The 18995-nt window shown below is 52.2% G+C and carries 11 protein-coding genes; 4 read left to right on the top strand and 7 right to left on the bottom strand.

The features are described 5' to 3' along the window. Positions 1 to 127: 127 nt before the first annotated feature. Positions 128 to 1336, top strand: coding sequence for a (Fe-S)-binding protein (locus tag HBUT_RS05235; protein WP_194840466.1), 1209 nt, complete (start codon positions 128 to 130; stop codon positions 1334 to 1336). Between the two features lie 204 nt (positions 1337 to 1540). Here the strand turns inward: HBUT_RS05235 and HBUT_RS05230 are convergent, their stop codons facing one another. Next, on the bottom strand, positions 1541 to 3406 hold the full coding sequence (locus HBUT_RS05230) for an aldehyde ferredoxin oxidoreductase family protein (protein WP_011822166.1): 1866 nt from the start codon (positions 3404 to 3406) through the stop codon (positions 1541 to 1543). 112 nt (positions 3407 to 3518) lie between these two features. After that, positions 3519 to 4325, bottom strand: a complete 807-nt coding sequence (locus HBUT_RS05225; protein WP_011822165.1) for a hypothetical protein — start codon at positions 4323 to 4325, stop codon at positions 3519 to 3521. Between the two features lie 229 nt (positions 4326 to 4554). Here HBUT_RS05225 and HBUT_RS05220 point away from each other — a divergent pair, with 229 nt between their 5' ends. Further along, complete coding sequence (locus HBUT_RS05220) at positions 4555 to 4998, top strand: DUF2153 domain-containing protein (RefSeq protein WP_011822164.1); 444 nt, start codon at positions 4555 to 4557, stop codon at positions 4996 to 4998. Between the two features lie 52 nt (positions 4999 to 5050). Here the strand turns inward: HBUT_RS05220 and HBUT_RS05215 are convergent, their stop codons facing one another. After that, on the bottom strand, positions 5051 to 5707 hold the full coding sequence (locus HBUT_RS05215) for a phosphate signaling complex PhoU family protein (RefSeq protein ID WP_011822163.1): 657 nt from the start codon (positions 5705 to 5707) through the stop codon (positions 5051 to 5053). 86 nt (positions 5708 to 5793) lie between these two features. On the opposite strand from HBUT_RS05215, the gene HBUT_RS05210 reads away from it, so the two are divergent. Both HBUT_RS05210 and HBUT_RS05205 read left to right on the top strand, forming a co-directional pair. After that, on the top strand, positions 5794 to 6270 hold the full coding sequence (locus HBUT_RS05210; RefSeq protein ID WP_011822162.1) for a hypothetical protein: 477 nt from the start codon (positions 5794 to 5796) through the stop codon (positions 6268 to 6270). 26 nt (positions 6271 to 6296) lie between these two features. Beyond that, positions 6297 to 6881, top strand: a complete 585-nt coding sequence (locus HBUT_RS05205; RefSeq protein ID WP_011822161.1) for a type 1 glutamine amidotransferase domain-containing protein — start codon at positions 6297 to 6299, stop codon at positions 6879 to 6881. A 71-nt stretch (positions 6882 to 6952) separates the two neighbouring features. Here the strand turns inward: HBUT_RS05205 and HBUT_RS05200 are convergent, their stop codons facing one another. The 4 genes from HBUT_RS05200 to HBUT_RS05185 all read right to left on the bottom strand — a co-directional run bounded on the left by HBUT_RS05200 (position 6953) and on the right by HBUT_RS05185 (position 18873). Beyond that, positions 6953 to 8383: an acetate--CoA ligase family protein gene (locus HBUT_RS05200; protein ID WP_011822160.1), complete on the bottom strand. Its 1431-nt coding sequence runs from the start codon at positions 8381 to 8383 to the stop codon at positions 6953 to 6955. A gap of 263 nt (positions 8384 to 8646) precedes the next feature. Further along, positions 8647 to 12906, bottom strand: a complete 4260-nt coding sequence (locus tag HBUT_RS05195) for a S8 family serine peptidase (RefSeq protein WP_048061484.1) — start codon at positions 12904 to 12906, stop codon at positions 8647 to 8649. A gap of 332 nt (positions 12907 to 13238) precedes the next feature. Further along, positions 13239 to 14618, bottom strand: coding sequence for a carboxypeptidase regulatory-like domain-containing protein (locus HBUT_RS05190; RefSeq protein ID WP_048061483.1), 1380 nt, complete (start codon positions 14616 to 14618; stop codon positions 13239 to 13241). A 148-nt stretch (positions 14619 to 14766) separates the two neighbouring features. Next, a complete protein-coding gene (locus HBUT_RS05185) occupies positions 14767 to 18873 on the bottom strand; it encodes a hypothetical protein (protein WP_011822157.1) in 4107 nt (1368 codons plus the stop codon). Positions 18874 to 18995 lie beyond the last annotated feature (122 nt).

Below are 18995 nucleotides of genomic sequence, written 5' to 3'. Positions count from 1 at the left end.
TGGTGAGAAATTGCGCCTAGTATGTTACTTTATATAGGTTACTATTGAAGTTTTTGAACAATGCCCTATATGCTACACGTCGTTGTAGAGACTGCAAGGGGTAGAGATGAATATAGGCTATGGGAGGGTGGCTAGGGAGCTTATTGACGAAGCGCGCATGCTAGCCGAAGAGTACCACAGGGCGTGCATAGGCTGCCTGCTCTGCACCCCAGGCTGCGTCTCCTACAGAGCGCTCGGTGCTGCACGGTATTCCCCGCCTAGGCGTCTAAGGGCTGCATATCATGTGCTTGTGAAGGGCTCGCCGACAAGCGAGGATATCGAGACCATCTACACATGCACAATGTGTGGAGCATGCACAATCCTATGCCCCTATGGTATTGAGGTTTGGAGGGTCGTGCTAGCAGCAAGGATAAAGCTCAGCATTGAGGGGAAACAGCCGCAGAGCCTGCAGGAGATAGCTCGCAATATAGTACGGGGCCACAGCTTTACACCCAACCCAGAGGCGCCGAAGAAGCTTCTCCTCAGCATTGCCGAGAAGGTAGGGGTCCCCGTGGACGAGCCAGCAGACTACCTCTACATTCCATCCCCCTTCGAGACAACAATATACCCGGATATTCTTGAGGACGCTCTCACAGTTCTGAAGAAAGCGGGGTACAGTATTGCTGTATCCACTAAGGCGCTCGATCTAGGCGGCAACGCAGCCTTCGATGCTGCAAGGCCGGATGTCGCGCTAAATGCTCTGGCAAACGTGATCAATACCGCAGAGGAACTAGGTGTTAGGGGTATAGTGCTTTCGGGCTGCGGTGCTGACCATAAACTCCTGCTACTAGCCAAGCACTACTCCTGGCTTACCAGCAACATGGAAGCCGTGAACATCTACGAGCTGATACACCAGCATATAAGGATGAGTGGAGGGGGTAGAGGGGAGAATAACAAGGACCGCCTGCTCTTTCCGAGCTGTGGTTTTGCACGTTTCGAGAGAGAGTCGTACCCCTCGGTGAAGGCGCTTACCCATGCTAAGCCGCCAAGGGATAAGCCTCCCTACACGCTGTGCTGTGGCGGTGGTGGAGGCTTAAACTATCTGAGAGAGCAGCCACTCGCAACACTACGCAATAGGATTTACGAGTGGAGGATTAGGAATCTCTGCAAAGGCTGCAAGGCGAGGGAAATAGTCACGCCATGCATAAAGTGCTACACCGTGCTCCGCCACGGGGTCCTACTAGCAAAGCTCTATGGAAAAGTAAAGGTTACCCATCTCGTACAAGCTGTAAGGAGGCAGCATAGCAAGGAACCCTCGAGAGCAAATACGCCGCAAGCATCTAACTCCCCAGGATAGCATGCTATACATTACCATCCCTCCTTCGGGGGAGCACAAATCGTCCATCCCGTTACCAGCACTGCCAGCTGTTGCTACCAGCATAGCCAAGGGATAGAAATCCGTGAAGCCTAGTGTGAAGCTTGGAGAGCCTGGAGGAGGGGGAAGCTTAATCCTTACCAAAAACTATTTGGGTAGGGAATCCTCTGAGGCTCGTGGATACCGCTAGGCTACGATGTAGAGGAACTCTCCTAGGCCGAGCCTCTTGAGGGTCTCAGGTGTTGGCTTGCCGTCTACCCAGCCGCGTAGCTTGTAGTATTCTGGCAGGTACGTCTCCAACGCCTCCTTAGCCGTCCTGCCCTTGGCTGGACCGTCTGGTAGTGGCTCCTCCAGCAGCCTCTTTGGCAGGTAGTCCCTGTAGCCCCTGCCTTCGCGTACTGCGAAGAGCCTCTCCACGTTGTATATCCTCTCGCCTATGGTTAGCAGCTCCTCAACTGTTAGGTCCTCCCAGCCCATAGCGTACTTTAGCAGCTCCACATAGTACTCTGGCGCGTCGGCGAACGTGTTGAACTTGCAGACTACAAGGCTGTCTATCACGGCGAAGTAGTCCTGCTGCCACTTTATGAGCTTGACCTTCTCAAGGTCTATCTTGAGCGGGTCGAACTTCTTCGGCACACCAAGCACGTCGAAGCTTACGCCGTAGGCTCTGAGGTGGCAGCCTCCGCGGTTGCTGGTAGCATAGCTTAGCGCCATGCTGTTGATTGCTCTTGGGTCATATGCTGGTAGCTCTAGACCCCTAACGTGTATTGCGCAGTCTGGGCAGCCGAACTCCTCGGCGAGCCTTGCGGCGCCCTCGGCTGTGTAGTCGCCGATTCCGTCGCGGTATGCTGTCTTCCAGATCAGCCTTATCACGGCATCAGCGTTGCCCCATGTGGGCTCAACGTCCTCTAAGAGGTCGAGTAGCTTCTTAGCCTTGTCCTCTGGTAGCTCGCCCTTCTGGGCTTTCTCGTAGAGCTCCATTAGTGTGGCGGCGGTGTTGCCGAAGCTTATCGTGTCTAAGCCCATGTCGTTGAGGAGGTAGTTAATCTTTATTATGGCCTCCATGTTGCCTATCATGGTGTTGGCGCCGTTAGCCCAGATGGTCTCGTACTCTGGGCCCTCAGAGACCGGTGTCCTGTACGGACCACTCTTAACCTCAGCTACTCTCGAGCACCTTATAGCGCAGCCCCAGCAGCCCTTGTTTGTCTTGAGGTAGTGCTCGGCTAGGTACTCACCGCTGATCTGCTGTGCCTTCTCGAATACGCCACGGGTCCAGTTCTTTGTAGGGAGGCCGCCGTGCTCGTTGATGATGTTTACTAGTACGGCTGTACCATACTTTGTTAGTGACTGGCTTATACTATGCTCAACTATGGCCTTGGACAGCTTCTTTGCAGCCTCGAGGAACTTCTGCCTGTCGTAGAGCTCTATCCTCCGGTGACCGTAGACGAATATTGCCTTGACCCTCTTGCTGCCCATTACCGCGCCTAGACCTGTACGGCCCGCTGCACGGTACTTGTCGTTCATTATAGCAGCGATCTTCGAGAGGTTCTCGCCCGCCGGACCTATTGACAGAACGCTACCTAGGTCTGGCTTTGTTATACCAACCCGATCACGTATCTTCTTCTCAGTGTAGATTACGCCGCGGCCCCAGAGGTCGCGTGCATCATGGAACTTTACCTCGCCGTCGATAATGCTTATCCAGACTGGCTCCTCACTAACACTCTCAAGCACAATACCGTCATAGCCCGAGAACCTTAGCCAGGGGCCGAACTGGCCGCCAGAGTTGCTGTCGCCGAGGATGCCCGTTAGCGGGCTCTTACCGACAACATGGTACCTACCGGTCTCCACTGCGGCCGTACCGGTTAGGGGGCCGGTTAGTATGTAGAGCTTATTCTCAGGGCCCAGGGGATCAGCGCCCTTGGGGATCTCCTTGAGCGCCAGGTATGCTCCGAGGCCACGGCCGCCGAGGAAGCGGCGCAGGGTTCTTTCGTCAATCTTCTCCTCGCGGACCTTCTGTGTCCAGAGGTTTATTCTCAGAAGCTTGAACTCCATGGCTACATCTTCACCCGTTGCACACCATTTGTCCTGCAGATTTATTCTGTGTTTGTCCCACATATGAATACCTTTCCTTGGTGAGTTTACCGTTGACTTTATCCTGGCAACGCTAGTCGGGCACAGTGAAATACTTCTCCCCAGCCTTCTCGTGGAGGCTTCGGAGCACGTTCTTGAAGTCGTCGCGGGTTACGCCCCACAGCTCGACACGGTAGTCTACCGCCAGCTCAGCATTACTCAGCACAAGCTCGTCAAACCTTGTACCACGGATGGTTTCCAGTATGCTGAAGGGCTCCATAGGTGGTGCAGCGTAGAAGACGCCGCTAAGCCAGACCCCGGTTACGTAGCCATCTGTTACCTCAATGCTAGCCTTTACCCAGTAGCTGCCCCGGTATGCAGCCGCCTCGGCTGTTGCCGGGTTGTACTTGTAGAGCCTCCAGCTGGGCGAAGCGTACAGCTGTGCGGTCTCGGCGAGAACCGATGGGCTTAGGCTCAGCCTGCCGCCTGGCCTAGCATTGAATACCTCGAGGAGGCATTGGAGAGGGTCACTATCCGCGAAGAGTTCTAGGAAACCCGTCTCACCGAGGAGGGTGAAGCCTACTACGCCTTTACTACACCTTTCAAGCTCTAGGGCCTTCGGGGCTAGGCTCTCCAGCTTCCTAGCACCGGGCAACGCTACGGCAAGGTAGTAGGTGTCGTGCTCAACGTAGGCAGGCCTGCCACCCGTTATACGGCGGTAGATGCCCACAACACCCGCCTCGTCAGCAAGGCTACCGTAGAGGCCAAGGACTACACCATCTCCACGTGCTCGGAGGAGGATGTAGTATAGCCTGCGCCTCGAAAGCGCAAGGTCGGCTACACGCTGGCCAGCAGCAAGCACGTATTCGAGCCCCTCAACGCCCCGTACGTGTACCTCCACAGCTTTAAGCTCCGCCAGGCCACACACCCCAGGCCTAGGATAGGGGCTGTTAGAGCCCTAAAACACGGTATGCAGGATGTGCTAGAGGTTTCAGAGATACCGAAGGAAATCCGGGCTAGTGTAAACCATTACAGCGCTTATCGCATGGAAGCACGTACTATAATACGTGAGGAAGGAGCTAAACGGGGGTTTGGGAGCCCAGATATACCCCGGAAAGGGAGGATAAGCCTTGAGTAGGCCAGGTGAGGTACGCGTGATAGACTATGTGTTCCTAAAACAGCTCGACGAGTGGGTTAGGATGCAGAAGAGGCTACTCCAGACATTCAAGGAGACAGCAGCCAAGGTCGAGCATGGTGACAGGCTAGACCTCATAGTTGCTACTAGGGCGGCGTTCCAGCACATGATGAGGACTATCAAGGCTTTCGACAACTGGCTCCAGGACCCGGTGATAATAGCTCATGTGCCCCGGGAGATGCTGCTAGAGGTCTGGAAGGTAATGTTTAGCGTGCTGCAGCAGCTCCTCGAGATAGACATTAAGCACACGAGCGACGTGAGAAACTTGCTCGAGCAGCTGGCAAGGGAGGGCAAGCTAAACCCGCTAGTAGCAACCGTCAAGCAGGCCGGCGGCGAGGAGGAAGAAGCACCAAGACGGCCGCCAACAATGATGATCTAGCATCCCCGGCGTTTACCCCAGCTGTGCAGAGCTAATCTCATGGTTTTCGGGGCTATACGCTCCCTCTAGGCTTTGGTGGGGCCTGGGGGTATACTCGGTGGCCGGTGGCGATGTAGTAGGCCTCGGCTGCTATGTAGACTGCATGGTCTGCAATTCTTTCAACATGGCGTAGCAGTAGCATCTCTGCAACCTCGCATCTAGAGAGGTGGGCGACGGTGCCAAGCCTTCGGACAGCCTCGACGTAGGCCTCATCCACCGATGCATCCAGCTCGGAGACCTTCTCCGCGAGCCCACCATCCTCCTCGACGAGGGCGCGATAGGCCATGTCTAGCATCTCCTCTGCCTTGCCGAGCACCACCCGGATGCTCTCGCTACACCTCCTACACTCACGGGGTACTAGCTGGTAGAGCCTCGCGATCTCGAATGCATATCTTGAAATCCTGAAGAGGTCATAGGCCGCCTCGAGGTAGGATGTGAGTCTGCGAAGATCCCTCGCAACCGGCTGAAACCTAGCAATAGCTATGGTAGCCATGTCTGTAACCTCGCTCCGCAGCCCTAACGCAATCCTACTATGCTCCCCCACCGACTCAGCACTCCCCCCACCCCCACATGCAATGTTGAAGGCTTCGCGGAGGCCGGCAGCCGCCTCCCCGTAGAGCCTGTCTAGAACCCTACGTATCTCGCCGAGGAACTGGGTCAGCTGGCCCAAAACCCTCAAACCCCTAGACAAGTGTAGGGCTAGACTGTGATAAGGGCTCCCACGCCCCTCTAGTAATCCTAGAGGGCTGCCGGGCAGTGGCTACGGCTAGGCCTCTAAGACTGCCTCCAAGGATAAAGGTGCTCGAGGCTCTTGGCGCAATAGCTGATGGCCGTGTTGAGAAGACCGGCGACCATGTCTACCGCGTAGTTAGCAGCGAGGGGGACCGGGTCTACCGAGTCTACGTAGACCCAGGCCAGGGCCTGGCGTACAGCGATGATAATGGTACGAAGCTCCGGGGCTACGTAGGCTACCCGATAATAGCTGTGTTGATGCTGGAGGGCGTTCTCCCCTACGACGAGAGGCTCGCCAAGGCGCTCCAGGGCATACCGTGGCGCAGGCTTAACGAGAAGTATAAACGCTACGCCTTGGTAGAGGCTGAGGTCAAGAGGGTCGCGGCTGGGAAGGGTGTAGCTCCCGCCGAGCTGGATGCCTTCGTTGAGAAGGTTATGGCTGAGCTGCACCGGCTAAAGCTGAGGCTAACAACCACTCTGCCCCTAGACCTACACAAATAATCCACAGTCATAAGGGGTGACCAGCTGTGCCCCGCGCTCTCTTCATAGTAGAGCCCGACTTTGACGACCTCGAATTCTTCTACGCGTACCACCGTCTCCTCGAAGAAGGCTTCGAAATCGACATAGCGTCTCACGCCAAGTACAGCGACGTGCCCCGCTACGACCCCCAAACAGGGAGGCTAGAACCCCGCCCGCTGAAGATAAAGGGCAAGAGGGGCTTCGAGGTTGAGGCTACGCTCAGCTACCGGGAGGCAGTGGAGAGGCTTGACAGCTACGACGTCCTTGTAATCCCCGGCGGGAGGAGCCCGGAAAGGGCTAGGCAGCACCGAGAGGCAGTGGAGATAGCTAGGAGGATGGCTGAGAAGGGTAAACCAATCATAGCCATATGTCACGGCCCACTACTCCTAGCCTCAGCTAGTGTCATCAGGGGCCGTAGGGTTACAGGCTACCCAGGCATAAAGGACGATCTTGTGAACGCAGGCGCAGAATACGTTGATGCCGGCGCAGTTCTAGATGGCAACATAGTCACTGTGAGGCACACAAGCAGCATGGGTGAGGGCTTCCGGCTATTCATACAGCTGCTCCGCGAGAAAGGCCTGGCAAGGAGCTGAGCAGGGCCTGGCGTGCGTAGGTGTGGCGAGAGGGTGCTAGCAAAACACTACCCTTATTGTTTTTGTACCGTCTAGGCTACACCTATCTTCTGTAGCCACTTGCCGTACTGGCGGAGTGCCCACATGGCTCTGGCTGCGCTAGCCTCGTTACTATATACCGGTATTCCAGCCTCTTTCTCCATAATCTTTGCTAGAGCCCATGTCTTCTTGCCAGCGGTTACCGAGGCTACGAATGGTATTCGGTACTTCTGCTGTATCTCCTTCACGAGTGCAGCTATTTTGCGTGGAAGCTCCGGGGTTATGGATGCAAGGTTTAGGTATGGTATGAGGAATATGCCGTCAACCTCGCCGCTCTCAACAACGATTCTAATTGACTCTAGGAAGTGCTCATCAGTAGCAGAGCCTGTTACATCCACGGGGTTTCTCGGACTAGCAATCGGCAGTAGAACCTTGCGTAGCTTAGCCTGCGTTTCTGGGCTAAGCTCCACAACCTTCAGCCCCTTCTCGGCGAGGTTATCGGAGGCCATTACACCGCTGCCCCCACCCATCGTTATTATTGCCACACGATCACCCAGCATTGGCGGCTGTAGCGCTAGCGCTAACGCCATCTCGAATAGCTGTGCCGTGTCGTAGGCTGGTATTACTCCGGTTTGCTTGAAGATAGTCTCGTATAGCTGATAGCTACCTGCAAGGCTGCCAGTATGGCTTGAAGCGGCACGTGCACCAGCAGCGGTGCGGCCAGACTTTAGTATGACCACTGGCTTTTCATGTGTTGTCTCTTCTAGAGCGCGGCGGAATCTCCCACCCTCGCCGGGCGCGACGCCCTCGATATACATTGCAATGCTCTTGGTTTCCGGGTCCTTTCTTAGATAGGCTAGCAGGTCGGCCTCATCAATGTCAGCCTTGTTGCCAATACTTATGAACTTGCTTATGCCAAACTGGTTAGCGTCAAGCCAGTCTAGCAAGGCTGCGCCAAGAGCACCACTCTGGCTGATGAATGCTATGGGGCCCTTACCTGGTAGACCCTGCTTCTCCGGGTCGAGAAATGTCGCGTTAATGCCGGTTGATGGAGAGTATACTCCTAGACAGTTGGGGCCCAGCATTCGGATACCATGCTTTCTCACAACCTCGAGCAGCCGCTTCTCAAGCTCGACCCCCTCGCCGCCAACCTCCCTGAAGCCAGCACTAATCACTATAACCGCCCTAACACCTCTCCTTCCAGCCTGGTCTACTACATCTGGCACCATTTTTGCCGGCACAGTCACTACTGCAAGATCTACAGGGTCAGGTACATCCATTATTGTCGGATAGGCTTTGAGCCCCAGTATCTCGTCCGCGTTCGGGTTTACAGGGTATATTGGACCCTCGTAGCTATTCTTAAGATTGTATAGAACCATGTAGCCTACTTTACCAGGCTTCCTAGAGGCACCAATAACCGCTACACCCTTGGGCTTGAAGAGAACCTCCACGCCCTCGCCAACCGGCGGCCTAGGGAGCGCCATAACTTTCCACCTCCCACTAAGTAGTATCCCAGAGTCTGCATAAATAAATAAGATGGAGAAAACAAACAAGAGAACTATGAAAATATTTATAAAAGAGTAGATGCTCGTTTTAGGTTTAAGGCTAGCAGAAGAAGTTACCAGCTACGAAAAAATATTTGTGTGGAAAACAAGGGACTACATTGGTTAACGCAGCACTACTGGTATATCAACAGGCAATACATACCATGAGAAGTACACGCTGCTGTTACCAGCATGGGTACCGCCTACGCTGTTACAGGCGTACCAGTTATCAGCGCTAGTGGCAGAATGTAGGTGCCTTCTCCAAGGCCTACCGGTGCATAGATTGATACTAGGCTTATTATGTAGCTGGCGTAGCGGTAGCTCCTACCTATAATATTCTCAACGCTAACTGTGAAGTTGTTGTATGGATAGTACCACTCGTAGTACCCGCCGAACATCTCGTCCAGCGGCACTATTGCAACCGTCGAAGTATCGATGGTTGCCTGTATCTTTGCTAGTATCCTCACGTAAGCCCTAGAACCATCTGACAGCTTCACCACACGTGGCCATATGCTCAGGCTGCCAGGTGCTATCTTCAGCATGAACGACTCCTCTTGCTGTACGCCACTATACTCGATGTTCCTAACGACTATCCTGTAGAGGCCGGGACCGCTTATCGGCACTATTATCCTGCTAGTGCCTGGCGCTGGGTCGTCCCAGAACATTCTAAAGTCCTCTGTTAGCTCTCCACCTAGCTGTAGCCCGTTGACATTCATGCTGTATACCTTGTACGGTGCTGTATCGTTCTCAATGTCTACCAGCTTGTAGGTGTATGGGCCGAATACCATTACGTCAAGGTTGCTCATATAGTTCTTGGTGCCGCCACTCCACTTTAGCTCTAGCACCAAATACTTTATCTTCGGGTCCTTTACCTCTACCAGGTATGTTCTCCAGTCGCCACTCTCATACCTCCAGGTCCAGTCGAACGCACCACGCAGCACATCGTTACGGTAGAAGTCGTTACGGTCGCCATAGTAGTATGCACGGCTTATAGTGTATGAGCGGTAGGCGTCGTTCATTGTTAGTATCTTTATGATTGTTGTTGGTACCAGTATTCTCTCGCCGGTGAGCGTGTTTTCTACAACGATGTAGCCTGTATATATGCCTGGGCCGCGCGGCATTACAGCGAATATTTTGACTGTGCGGGTACCGCTGGCAGTGAATACTGATGGGTAGACCCTAATGTTGTTCCATGACTTCCACTCGTACCCCTTGATGGTGACATCAGCGTATATTACTACTGGCTTACCGCTGTAGACCTCGTAGCTCCAGTAATTGTAGTACGCCCTGTACACTAGTACCAGCTGCTTTGGTGCTGCTGAGACATCCATACCTGTATGCATTGCTACTAGGCGCTCTATCTCGCTAAGCTGCTCAGCTAGCTTTGCTACCTGTATGTGGAATGCGTTTGCGCCGCGCAGGTCGTACTGTATTCTAGCAGTCTCGTTGAGCTCCATTATGCCGTTACGGTTGAGGTCGATCCAGTACCATAGTTCTATGCCATTGTAGTAGATGCCGCCTCTCCATGTGCCGTACCTGCCGGCACTATCGAAGTACTGGTATGGATAAACCATGGATATTTCTACGAGGTCGTAGCTTAGTAGCCTCGATGGATCGATGTACGCCAGTGGAACCATGTCAACGTAGTCTAGGCCGGTGAGGTTGATTGCTATCTTGCTCCCGCTCCGCCATACTATCTTGATTCCATCAACTGTTATTGTTGGCACACTAACACCGAGCATGTATACTAGCGGCTTTTCTAGCGTCTTCACAAGCTCCATAGCATATACTTTATACCTGCCAACACCCTTCACAGTTAGCTCTGCCTTAGCGTAGCTCGTACCGGCTAGTACTAGCTTTGGTTCAGCCCAGCCGCCCTCCTCTATGCCGCCATGCGCTATTGTCTCGTAGTTTGGCGCTTGCTGTGAGAGTATGAAGTCTGGCACCGACGTACTGTAGACCAGTGTTGGTCTGCCATGAGCTAGCGCTAGCGCCTTTTCAACCGCTGCAAGGGCGTTTACGAAGCCTGCACCCTGGCTGAACGGGTCAAACCCGGTGTCGTGCGCGGTGTTCATCAGTATTGTCTTTAGTAGAGGTGCAGGCATGAAGTCCTTGCCTGTTGCCTGCTTGTAGGCTGTAATGACTAGTGAGGCTACACCAGCTGTCATCGGTGTTGCCTGGCTTGTGCCTCCGAAGAGGTCGAAGGCGAAGAAGCCGTCAAGTGCACCCCACGCCAATGCGTCCCATGGCCTACCCATTGCCCATGCGAAACTGCCTATTGCTGCTATGTCTGGCTTGGCGATACCCGTCTCGGCTGGGCCGCGGTTGCTCCACGACACTATCTCCTTGTTGCCACCCGGCAGATAGCCGTAGAACGGCCTATAGGTGAACTCTGTGGCTGCACCCACTGTTATAGCCATGGCAGAGGCTCCTGGGCTTGTAACGGTGCCCCAGCCTGGACCGCCGTTGCCAGCCGCGACGAAGTGCGGTGTCTTGCTAACTAGGCTGGTATAGTCGAATACAACACTTATCGGGTCCATGCCGCTAGCCCAGCCCCATAGCGCCCATCCACTGGCGCCCCAGCTGTTGCTTGTAGCATCAACCCTAGGCTTGCCCGTGTAGTTCCAGACAAGTATGCCACCCTCAAATGCTATCCATGGATTGACGCTGCCCGGCACCGGGACGTAGTAGTGGAAGAACCCGTTTTCGACACCATATGGGTTAACCACGTCGAACCCGCTGAAGAAGTATACAGCGGCAAACACGTTGCCCATGGAGAGCGCGGATGCTGCAGCAATCTTGGTGTCAGGCGCCTGGCCCACTATTAGGCTCCATCCACTGTACTCACCGTACCCTGTGTAGCCCCATGCCGGCCTACCAGCAGCAGTGGTGGCACAGAAGGTGCCATGGCTGTGGAAGTCGTATTCTAGCACAACGTACCTACCAGCCCATACATCCATGCCTGGCCACACATAGCCTAGGTAGTCGAAGCTCCACATGTCCCACACGTTGAACACGCTGACGCCATAGCCGGGCTCTAGGCCAGCTAGCATTTGCTTTAGAACATTATTTTCTTCCAGTAGCACAATACCAAAGGCATCATAGATGTAGCCTGCTAGTGTACCAACACTAAAGTCGTATACACCATCGCCATCCAGGTCCAGTGCCGCTATCTCATTGCCATACCTTATTGCTGGTTCGTCGCTAAAGTCATAGTCGGGCCCACTATAGGGTGGCTGGTATAGGTAGAGACTTGCTAGTGCTCCACTCTGGTTTACTGCTTGGTAGAAGTAGTAGTAAGTGGTGGTCATGTCAACACGCACGGTGTCATAGTAGCCATCACCGTCACTGTCGTAGACTAGCACTGGCGCGCCAAAGGCTACAGTACCTACGGGCGTACTGATTATCCTTACTGCAATACCAAACCTTGGCACAACACCAGAGGTGCTAAAGCCGGCGTAGACGTCCAGTGGTACCCTCCAGTACTCTGGGAGGTTCCAGTATAGCCATACATCTCCAAAGCGGGCGAAGCTGACATTATCCTTAAACACGTTGTATGGCGGGTAGAAGAAGTAGAGCTCGCTAACATCGACGTATACGTGTGTCTCGTTTACAGGTATTGCTGGCACTGGTGTTAATACAAGACCTAGGCTATCAGCATCAAAGATTAGCGGTATACCATACTCGTCCCTGGCAATAGCGTCGAGGCCTAGGCCTGGGCTAGCGTAGTCTACACCAGTGTCTATGATTGCCAATGTCGTATTCTGACCCATAATACCGTACTTGCTCCAGACCTCTATTGCACGAGTAATATTGACAGTATAGTGGTACATTCCTGGTATTGATAGGAGATCCACGGGACCAGCTGGAGCTGCTGGTAGCTCTCTCGGCTTCTCAAGCACCGGCTTCGAAGCTATTAACTCGTCAGGATCTACCCGGCCCATCATCTGCAGCTCTCTGAGTAGCTCATCATTCCTTGCACTCGATAGGAGGTTGTCAAGTGTCACGTCAGGCAGTATTGCCACGATGCCGGCCATCTTTGAGAGCTTCTCAATACTGCTCGGCGTAACCCAGCCAGTCACAATAGTATAGGCATGTGTTGGGTAGATACCTGTAATTACAATAGCCTTTGCAAGGCTCCGATAGAAGCTCATATCTACATGTGGCTCGACTAGTAGTATAGCAGCTGCATAGGGCTCACTAGGCTTCTCAACAACTATCCCTCTATGATTAGCAAACTCCTCAGCTAGGCTTAGAATCTCCCGGAAAACCTTGCCAGATAAGCCACCATACTCCCAGTACTCCTTAGTCTTAAACGCAGGATGTATGTATGGTCCCACGCTTGTCACGTTAACTCCGCTATCTGTCTGTCCTTCTGCTACAGCCATCGGTATATAGGGTAGAATGAATATCATTATTGTAAACGCTGATACAAAACGATATAATAAAGCCTTACGTGACAACATGTCTACCCTCCATAAGCCCAGACACCCTTAATACAATTTAAAAAACTTATCTTAAACGCTATAACACAATATCATGTGTGAACAGTGATACACAACGGGCTAGTCGCGCACAAGCAAAACTAGTATGGCAATGGCACGGGTGGGGGCTGGTGTCCCTCTTCAGATAATGGCTGGAAAGCTAGCCTAGTAAGTGCAGCCGGGGAGGTTGAGGAATGCGAGAGTTGCGCAACGATATTGTCAAGGAGAAGAATGGGCCAGCAACAAGGCTGTGGGTGATAATGATAGCGTAAAAAACTACTTGTTTTGGGGCTCATACGCCCTTAATATCTTTAGGCTGTTATCTTGCGGTATACGAGTACTGTTGCTACTACAGCTACAACTATGCCTATCACTGCTAGTATGACTGCTATGAGTGCAGTCCGGGAGGCGCTATCTATCTTATCGCTTAGCGACTGTAGCTCGCTGGTTAGCTGCTGTATGTTGTTTGATAGCTGCTGTATTGTTGCTGACTCTAGCTGGTCGAGCCTCTGCTTGAGCTTGTTTATCTCCTCGTTGAGCGCCGATATCTGCTGCTCGAGAGATGCCTTCTCCTGGTCTATTCTCGAGTTGACATTGTTTATAGCTGTGTTTAGCTCGTCCTTAGTTGCGTAGGCTTCCTTTATCTTAGTTATCTCGCTGTTTAGCTTCTCGATCTTTGCATTAAGGTCTTGTGCCAGCACGCTTAGGCCCTTGGATAGCTCTCCTAGCTGCTGTGCAAGGCTACTTAGCTGGCTCTGTAGCTCACCTAGCATCTCCTGTAGCTGGCTAACCGTTGCATTTAGGCTGCTGAGGCTGCTCTGTAGCTGGCTAGCAGCACTCTCTACTGCTGTGAGCCTATCGGATAGAGATGCTATGCTGTTGTAAATGTCCTCTATTGCTGCCTGGTAGTCCTCGGTTAGGCTTGTTAGGTTGGCTTCTAGCTGTGTGAGGACGGCCTTTACATCCTCTAGCTCTTGTCTTATGGTTGTTATGGCGTGTGCTACACTCTCAATAGCTATTGTGCCAGCGTTTGTTGTGCCAACATCCTCAACAGTGACAGTTACTGTAGTTGGTAGGAAGTCGTTAGCCTTTACGTATAGCGTGTAGTTCCCTGGTGAGGAGACGCCAACGCTAAATCCGCCAGTGCTATTCGTTGTGACCTGGTCGCCCGTCTCTAGTACTGTTACAGTGGCCCCAGCTACCGGTGTACCCTCCTCATCTACGACTATGCCAGCTATCTCATATCGCGGGCCCACAGTGAATGTTATTGCTAGAGCATTTGCAGCCACGTTAAGACTTGGAATGGCTATTCTTGCTTCATAACTTCCACTCTCGCTGAATGCCTTGCTGAACGTAATTACGCTATTCCCGTTAACGTTTTGTAGGTAGAAGACTACGCCGGTGCCGTTATCTGCCGGGTAGTGCCATAGGTACTCTACCTGGCCGTTGCGGAGAATGTATATGTCTATCCTGTCGAGGAAGTCAGTCCTATCATGTATCACTATGGTGAACCTTACAGTCTCGCCAGGCAGGTAGCTGGCTTTGTCGGTGTAGAATTCTACTGGGCCATAGCTAGCATAGTTTGAAGCAGCCATAGCGATTGTCGAGAATGCGAAGATTAGCACTGCAAGGCTTGCCAGTATCATTCTTGTCTTCATTGCTACCACCTTCCCCCTAATCCTCCAAGCCATATGTTCTTACACCATTACACGAATCCTACACGGGTAGCTATTTAAGCATTGAGGCAAACACATAGTTGCATAGTAAAAACCATGAAGCCCGTAAACTGGATGTGTAAAAAAGCGTTGGGTCATAGGTTTGCCCCTTCAAACTCGCTGGTTACTCGGTTATTGTTAGCTGGAATGATAGTACCGGTGATAGTGGCATTAGTGCGTCTAGGCTGGTTACAGCGTATAGCTCTACAGTGTATGTGCCCGCTGGTAGTAGCTTGGTGAACTCTGCTGGTATGCCGAAGCTTACCTCGTTCTCCATCTTGCTGACGTCAATGTAGGTGTACGTGAATAGTGCTACCTTGCCCTCTGCATCCTTGATTACTAGTAGCACTGTGAATACGTTGGCACCAGTGTATGTCCTCACCGTTAGTGCATCGTAGTTGAGCGGCACGTAGATCGATACTGGCTGGCCGCGCTTGACTGTTGTCGTCTCTACGAATGCTGTGCCATTGAATACCCTAACCTCTAGCTGCTGCTCAACGAACTGTACTGACTGTTCTGGTGTCGGTAGTAGGCCTGGTACGCCAATGCCAATTGTTACTTCTACGTCCTTAGCAGTACCAGCCTCTATTGCTGGGTCGTGGTAGATTATTTTGACCCTGCTGCCTACTGGTGCTACTATGTATGGCTGGCCGGCTGTTGCCAGTGGTACGCTGCAGTAGATCAGTACGTTCTCTGCAGCGAACTTTGGTACTGGTATGACTACATTGCTGCCTGGCAGTGTTAGGTTCTCATAGCCGATGTAGCTTAGTGTCTCGAGACCGCCGTATGTTAGTGGCTGCTCAGTATTGTTGTAGAGCAGCCTTAGTGTTAGGTTGCCTACCAGCCGTATACCACCAGCCTGCACGTACTTTAGCAGCGATACGTCGTTGACGATGATGTCTATTATATCGCCAGTTGCTGATGGACAACTGCCTATTGTACAGCCACAGTTGTAGATGTTGTCTGGGTTCGGCTTACCAGTTACAGCATTGATTACAGTGACGCCGCCCTCAATGTCTACTGGTTTGATCCATACGCTGGTGGAGCCGCCAGTGTAGCTGCCACATATTGCTGCCTGGCATGCTGTCTGGTCATCATAGTAGATGAACGCTATCTTCTTGCCAATTACGCTTGTTAGGTCTACGTTGTAGCCAAGCCTCTGGAAGCCTGCCAGCAGGTCACCTAGCGTTATGACAGTGCTGAACGTGCCGGTGTTGGCGCCAGTCTCTGTTAGGTAGCCGCTGCCAACTAGCTGCTCTAGTATTAGTGGTGGCGCGTTGAGGCCCTCAATTGTTACTGCTATCTTGCTGTACGGTATGTTGTCTACCACATCGTAGAGTCTGTTCCTGTCAGGGTCGTAGACTGTTATGTTGAGCTCAATGCCCTCATAGGCTGGTACTACATCGTTGGTTACCTTCTGCCAAACCTTGTTCCATGGTGCTAGCTGTTCTAGCCCTGCTGGGAACTTGTAGTAGACCTCCACACTGCCCTTGACCGGCTGCTCTACTATCGTATCTGTTATTAGTACCTTGTTACAGTCACACTCGCTGAATATCATTAAGCCGTTGACACCATATGTTGATAGGTTCTGCTTTAATAGCTGCTCGGCGTAGTTCAGTGTGTTCTCGTCGAATGGTGTTCTGTCCACGTAGGTTACTGTTAGCTCTGCACAGTAGAGGTCTACGCATGGACCTGCTAGCCTGGAGTCGATGGTGATGCTGCCTACGAACACGCCAGTGTTGGTGCCGGTCTCTTTCAGGTAGACTGTGTACTCCTCAGTTGTCCTTGTTAGTGGGCAGTAGAAGCTTAGTGTTGCCTTGATAGCCTCGTTGATTGTGCTGTCAAGGTTAGCATCTGGGTCCTCGACTGTTATCACTAGCTCGTCGCCATAGTGTACTACGTGTGTGTTTAGCTGTAGCTTGGCTGTGTAGGTTGCGAATGTTATCTTCTGTACTGCGAAGCCTACTGCCGGGCTTGTGTACTTAATCTCTAGTGTTGCACCCTGCAGCCATAGTGATGGACAGCCTGCTATTGTTATATCAGGTGTGCCGTCAAGGTCTACGTCGATCTCTGAGTAGATGCTTAGGGTGCCGGTGAATACACCAGTGTTGAAGCCAGTCTCTACCAGGTCGCTTACCTCGATGTAGCATGTGCCATAGTCTACCCAGTGGCCAGTGGCGTTTATGGCGTATAGGTCGATGCTTAGGCTGCCAGTGCCGCTGCCGAATACTACTGTCTGGCCGTCAACTACCTTGTAGAGTGTTAGCTCTATCTCTGCTGGTGTTATCACGTCAACACTACAGCAGTCCTCGTTGTGCCCATCGTCGTAGATTGTTATGTGTACTGTCTGGGCTGATACATCAGACCAGGTGTCAACCTCCCAGGCTGCACATGCTGGACAGCTACCAAGGCCTATCCTTGGTGGGTTGTTGCTGCTTACGATCCTGAATGATATTGGTAGGGTGTCACGGTCAACCTGTATGGTTACGTTCTGTAGTGTTACCTCTGCCTGCTTGTTGACTATTGTTAGGTTCGGGTTGAACCTGTCACTGTATACTATCACTATCTTTGTTAGCTGGTGGCCAGCTGCTGAAGCTGCAGCGTTTGTAGCCTGCCAGTCGATCTTTGATAGATCTATGCTAGCTTCAACTACGCCAGGCGCTACCTTGATGAAGTAGATGGTGAATTGCTCGCGTACTGTTAGGTCGTAGAGGTTGCCCTCCTCGTCAGCCATGTACATTGAGAAGTTCAGTGCTGGTACAGTCGTTATCTGGTCGTTGTAGTAGTAGTAGGCAACAACGTTGGTTAGCGAGTCGCCAGCATTGAGTGTTGCTATTGCTACTATCTCCTGGTTTGGCAGGTTGAGATCCTCATCTATTATCTGCAGTGTTAGCTTTAGTGGTGGACAGCACTGTATGATGTTCCTTAGCGTTAGCTGCTCCTCCTTGACGCTGAATTCTGCTGCGTAGTAGGTTACTGTGAAGCTGCCACCTCTGAAGCATATCACTTTTGCTGATGGATCGTCTACACGTACCTCTGTGAAGTTGTAGTCTATCACGTTGTCGGTCTCACTGATGACACCGAAGCTGTATAGGTCGAACATGTTTGTTGTTGCTGTGAATACGCCAGTGTTAGCACCAGTCTCTTGTAGCTGTAGCTGCATTACTGGTACGCCATTCACTAGTATGTCGAATGTGAATGGTGTTGCCTCTGCAGCGGTTGTGTCTAGGTTGGTGTCAGCGTCATATACTGTTATGGTTACCTCTGGGTTGTTGAAGCCAGCACTGTCTATTTCTATCTTAGCTATGCTGACGAATATTACTGCATCTACCTCGGCTGTCTCTCCGAAGCCCTGTATCTCGGCCTTTAGCTTTAGCATGTCGCCCATCATTGTTGGGTTGGCGAAGTCTATACCCTCAATGTACCATGGGTTGACTGCGCTGCTTAGATTTAGTAGGAAGCTCTTGATCTTTTCTGCCTCGGTGGCGTTGGCTGGTACTAGTGTGTACTCGTCACTAGCCGTGAATACTACGTCCTGTGTTAATAGTGGTGTTGTCTCACCTACAAGCCTAGCGTAGAGTGTTACAGTGTAGTTGTTGCCGGGCGTGAATACTGGCTGGTCGGCCTTTATCCTCCACTCGCCAAGGGCGTTGTATAGTGCTGTTATGTTGTTTACGCCGTCATCGCCTAGCCTTGGTAGCCAGTACTTGCCTTCGTGTAGGCGGCCGTAGATCTCTAGGGTGTAGGTTGCTAGTGGTTGCTGGTACACTAGGGTTATCTTGGCACCCTTGTACTCTATGACTATTGTCTGGTTGGTAGCGGTGATTGTACCGTTGAGGTAACCCATGTCGACGAAGCTGTCAGTTGCGTTGTCATAGTAGTAGTACCTTACCTTGATGAGGCCGCCAACCTGCTCGACTACTAGCTTACCCACGTAGTCGCCGTAGATCCCGTAGAAGCCTACGTTTACAGTGTTAAGTACACCGTTGACTGTTATGTTGGCTGTGATGTTCTCCCAGTTGTAGGTTAGGCCGTCGTCGTCATGTATTAGGAACGTTATCTCGCTGCCGATTGTAACCACTGCATAGGTGTTGTTAATCACACTTACACAGTTGGTGCAGTTTATTATCTCAGCGTATACCGTCTGTGCCTTTGCTACTGGTAGCATTGGAGCTATGACTGGGAGTGTTATGAGGAGTATTGTGAGTATGTTTAGGGCTAGCCTACTCATGCCGAGCTACACCTCTTTCTGGGCTTTACCTTTCCGGCCGGTGGTGTTAGCGGGTTGGTGGGGGTTTAAGGCGGGTGTGCCTACTCTTGCATGCAGTGTTGTGTAAAATGGGTGTTGGAGCG

The sequence above is a fragment of the Hyperthermus butylicus DSM 5456 genome, from assembly GCF_000015145.1.
GTDB classification, from domain to species: domain Archaea; phylum Thermoproteota; class Thermoprotei_A; order Sulfolobales; family Pyrodictiaceae; genus Hyperthermus; species Hyperthermus butylicus.
Note: the sequence above shows the minus strand (reverse complement) of the source record. Positions and strands in the feature narration are given on the sequence as shown.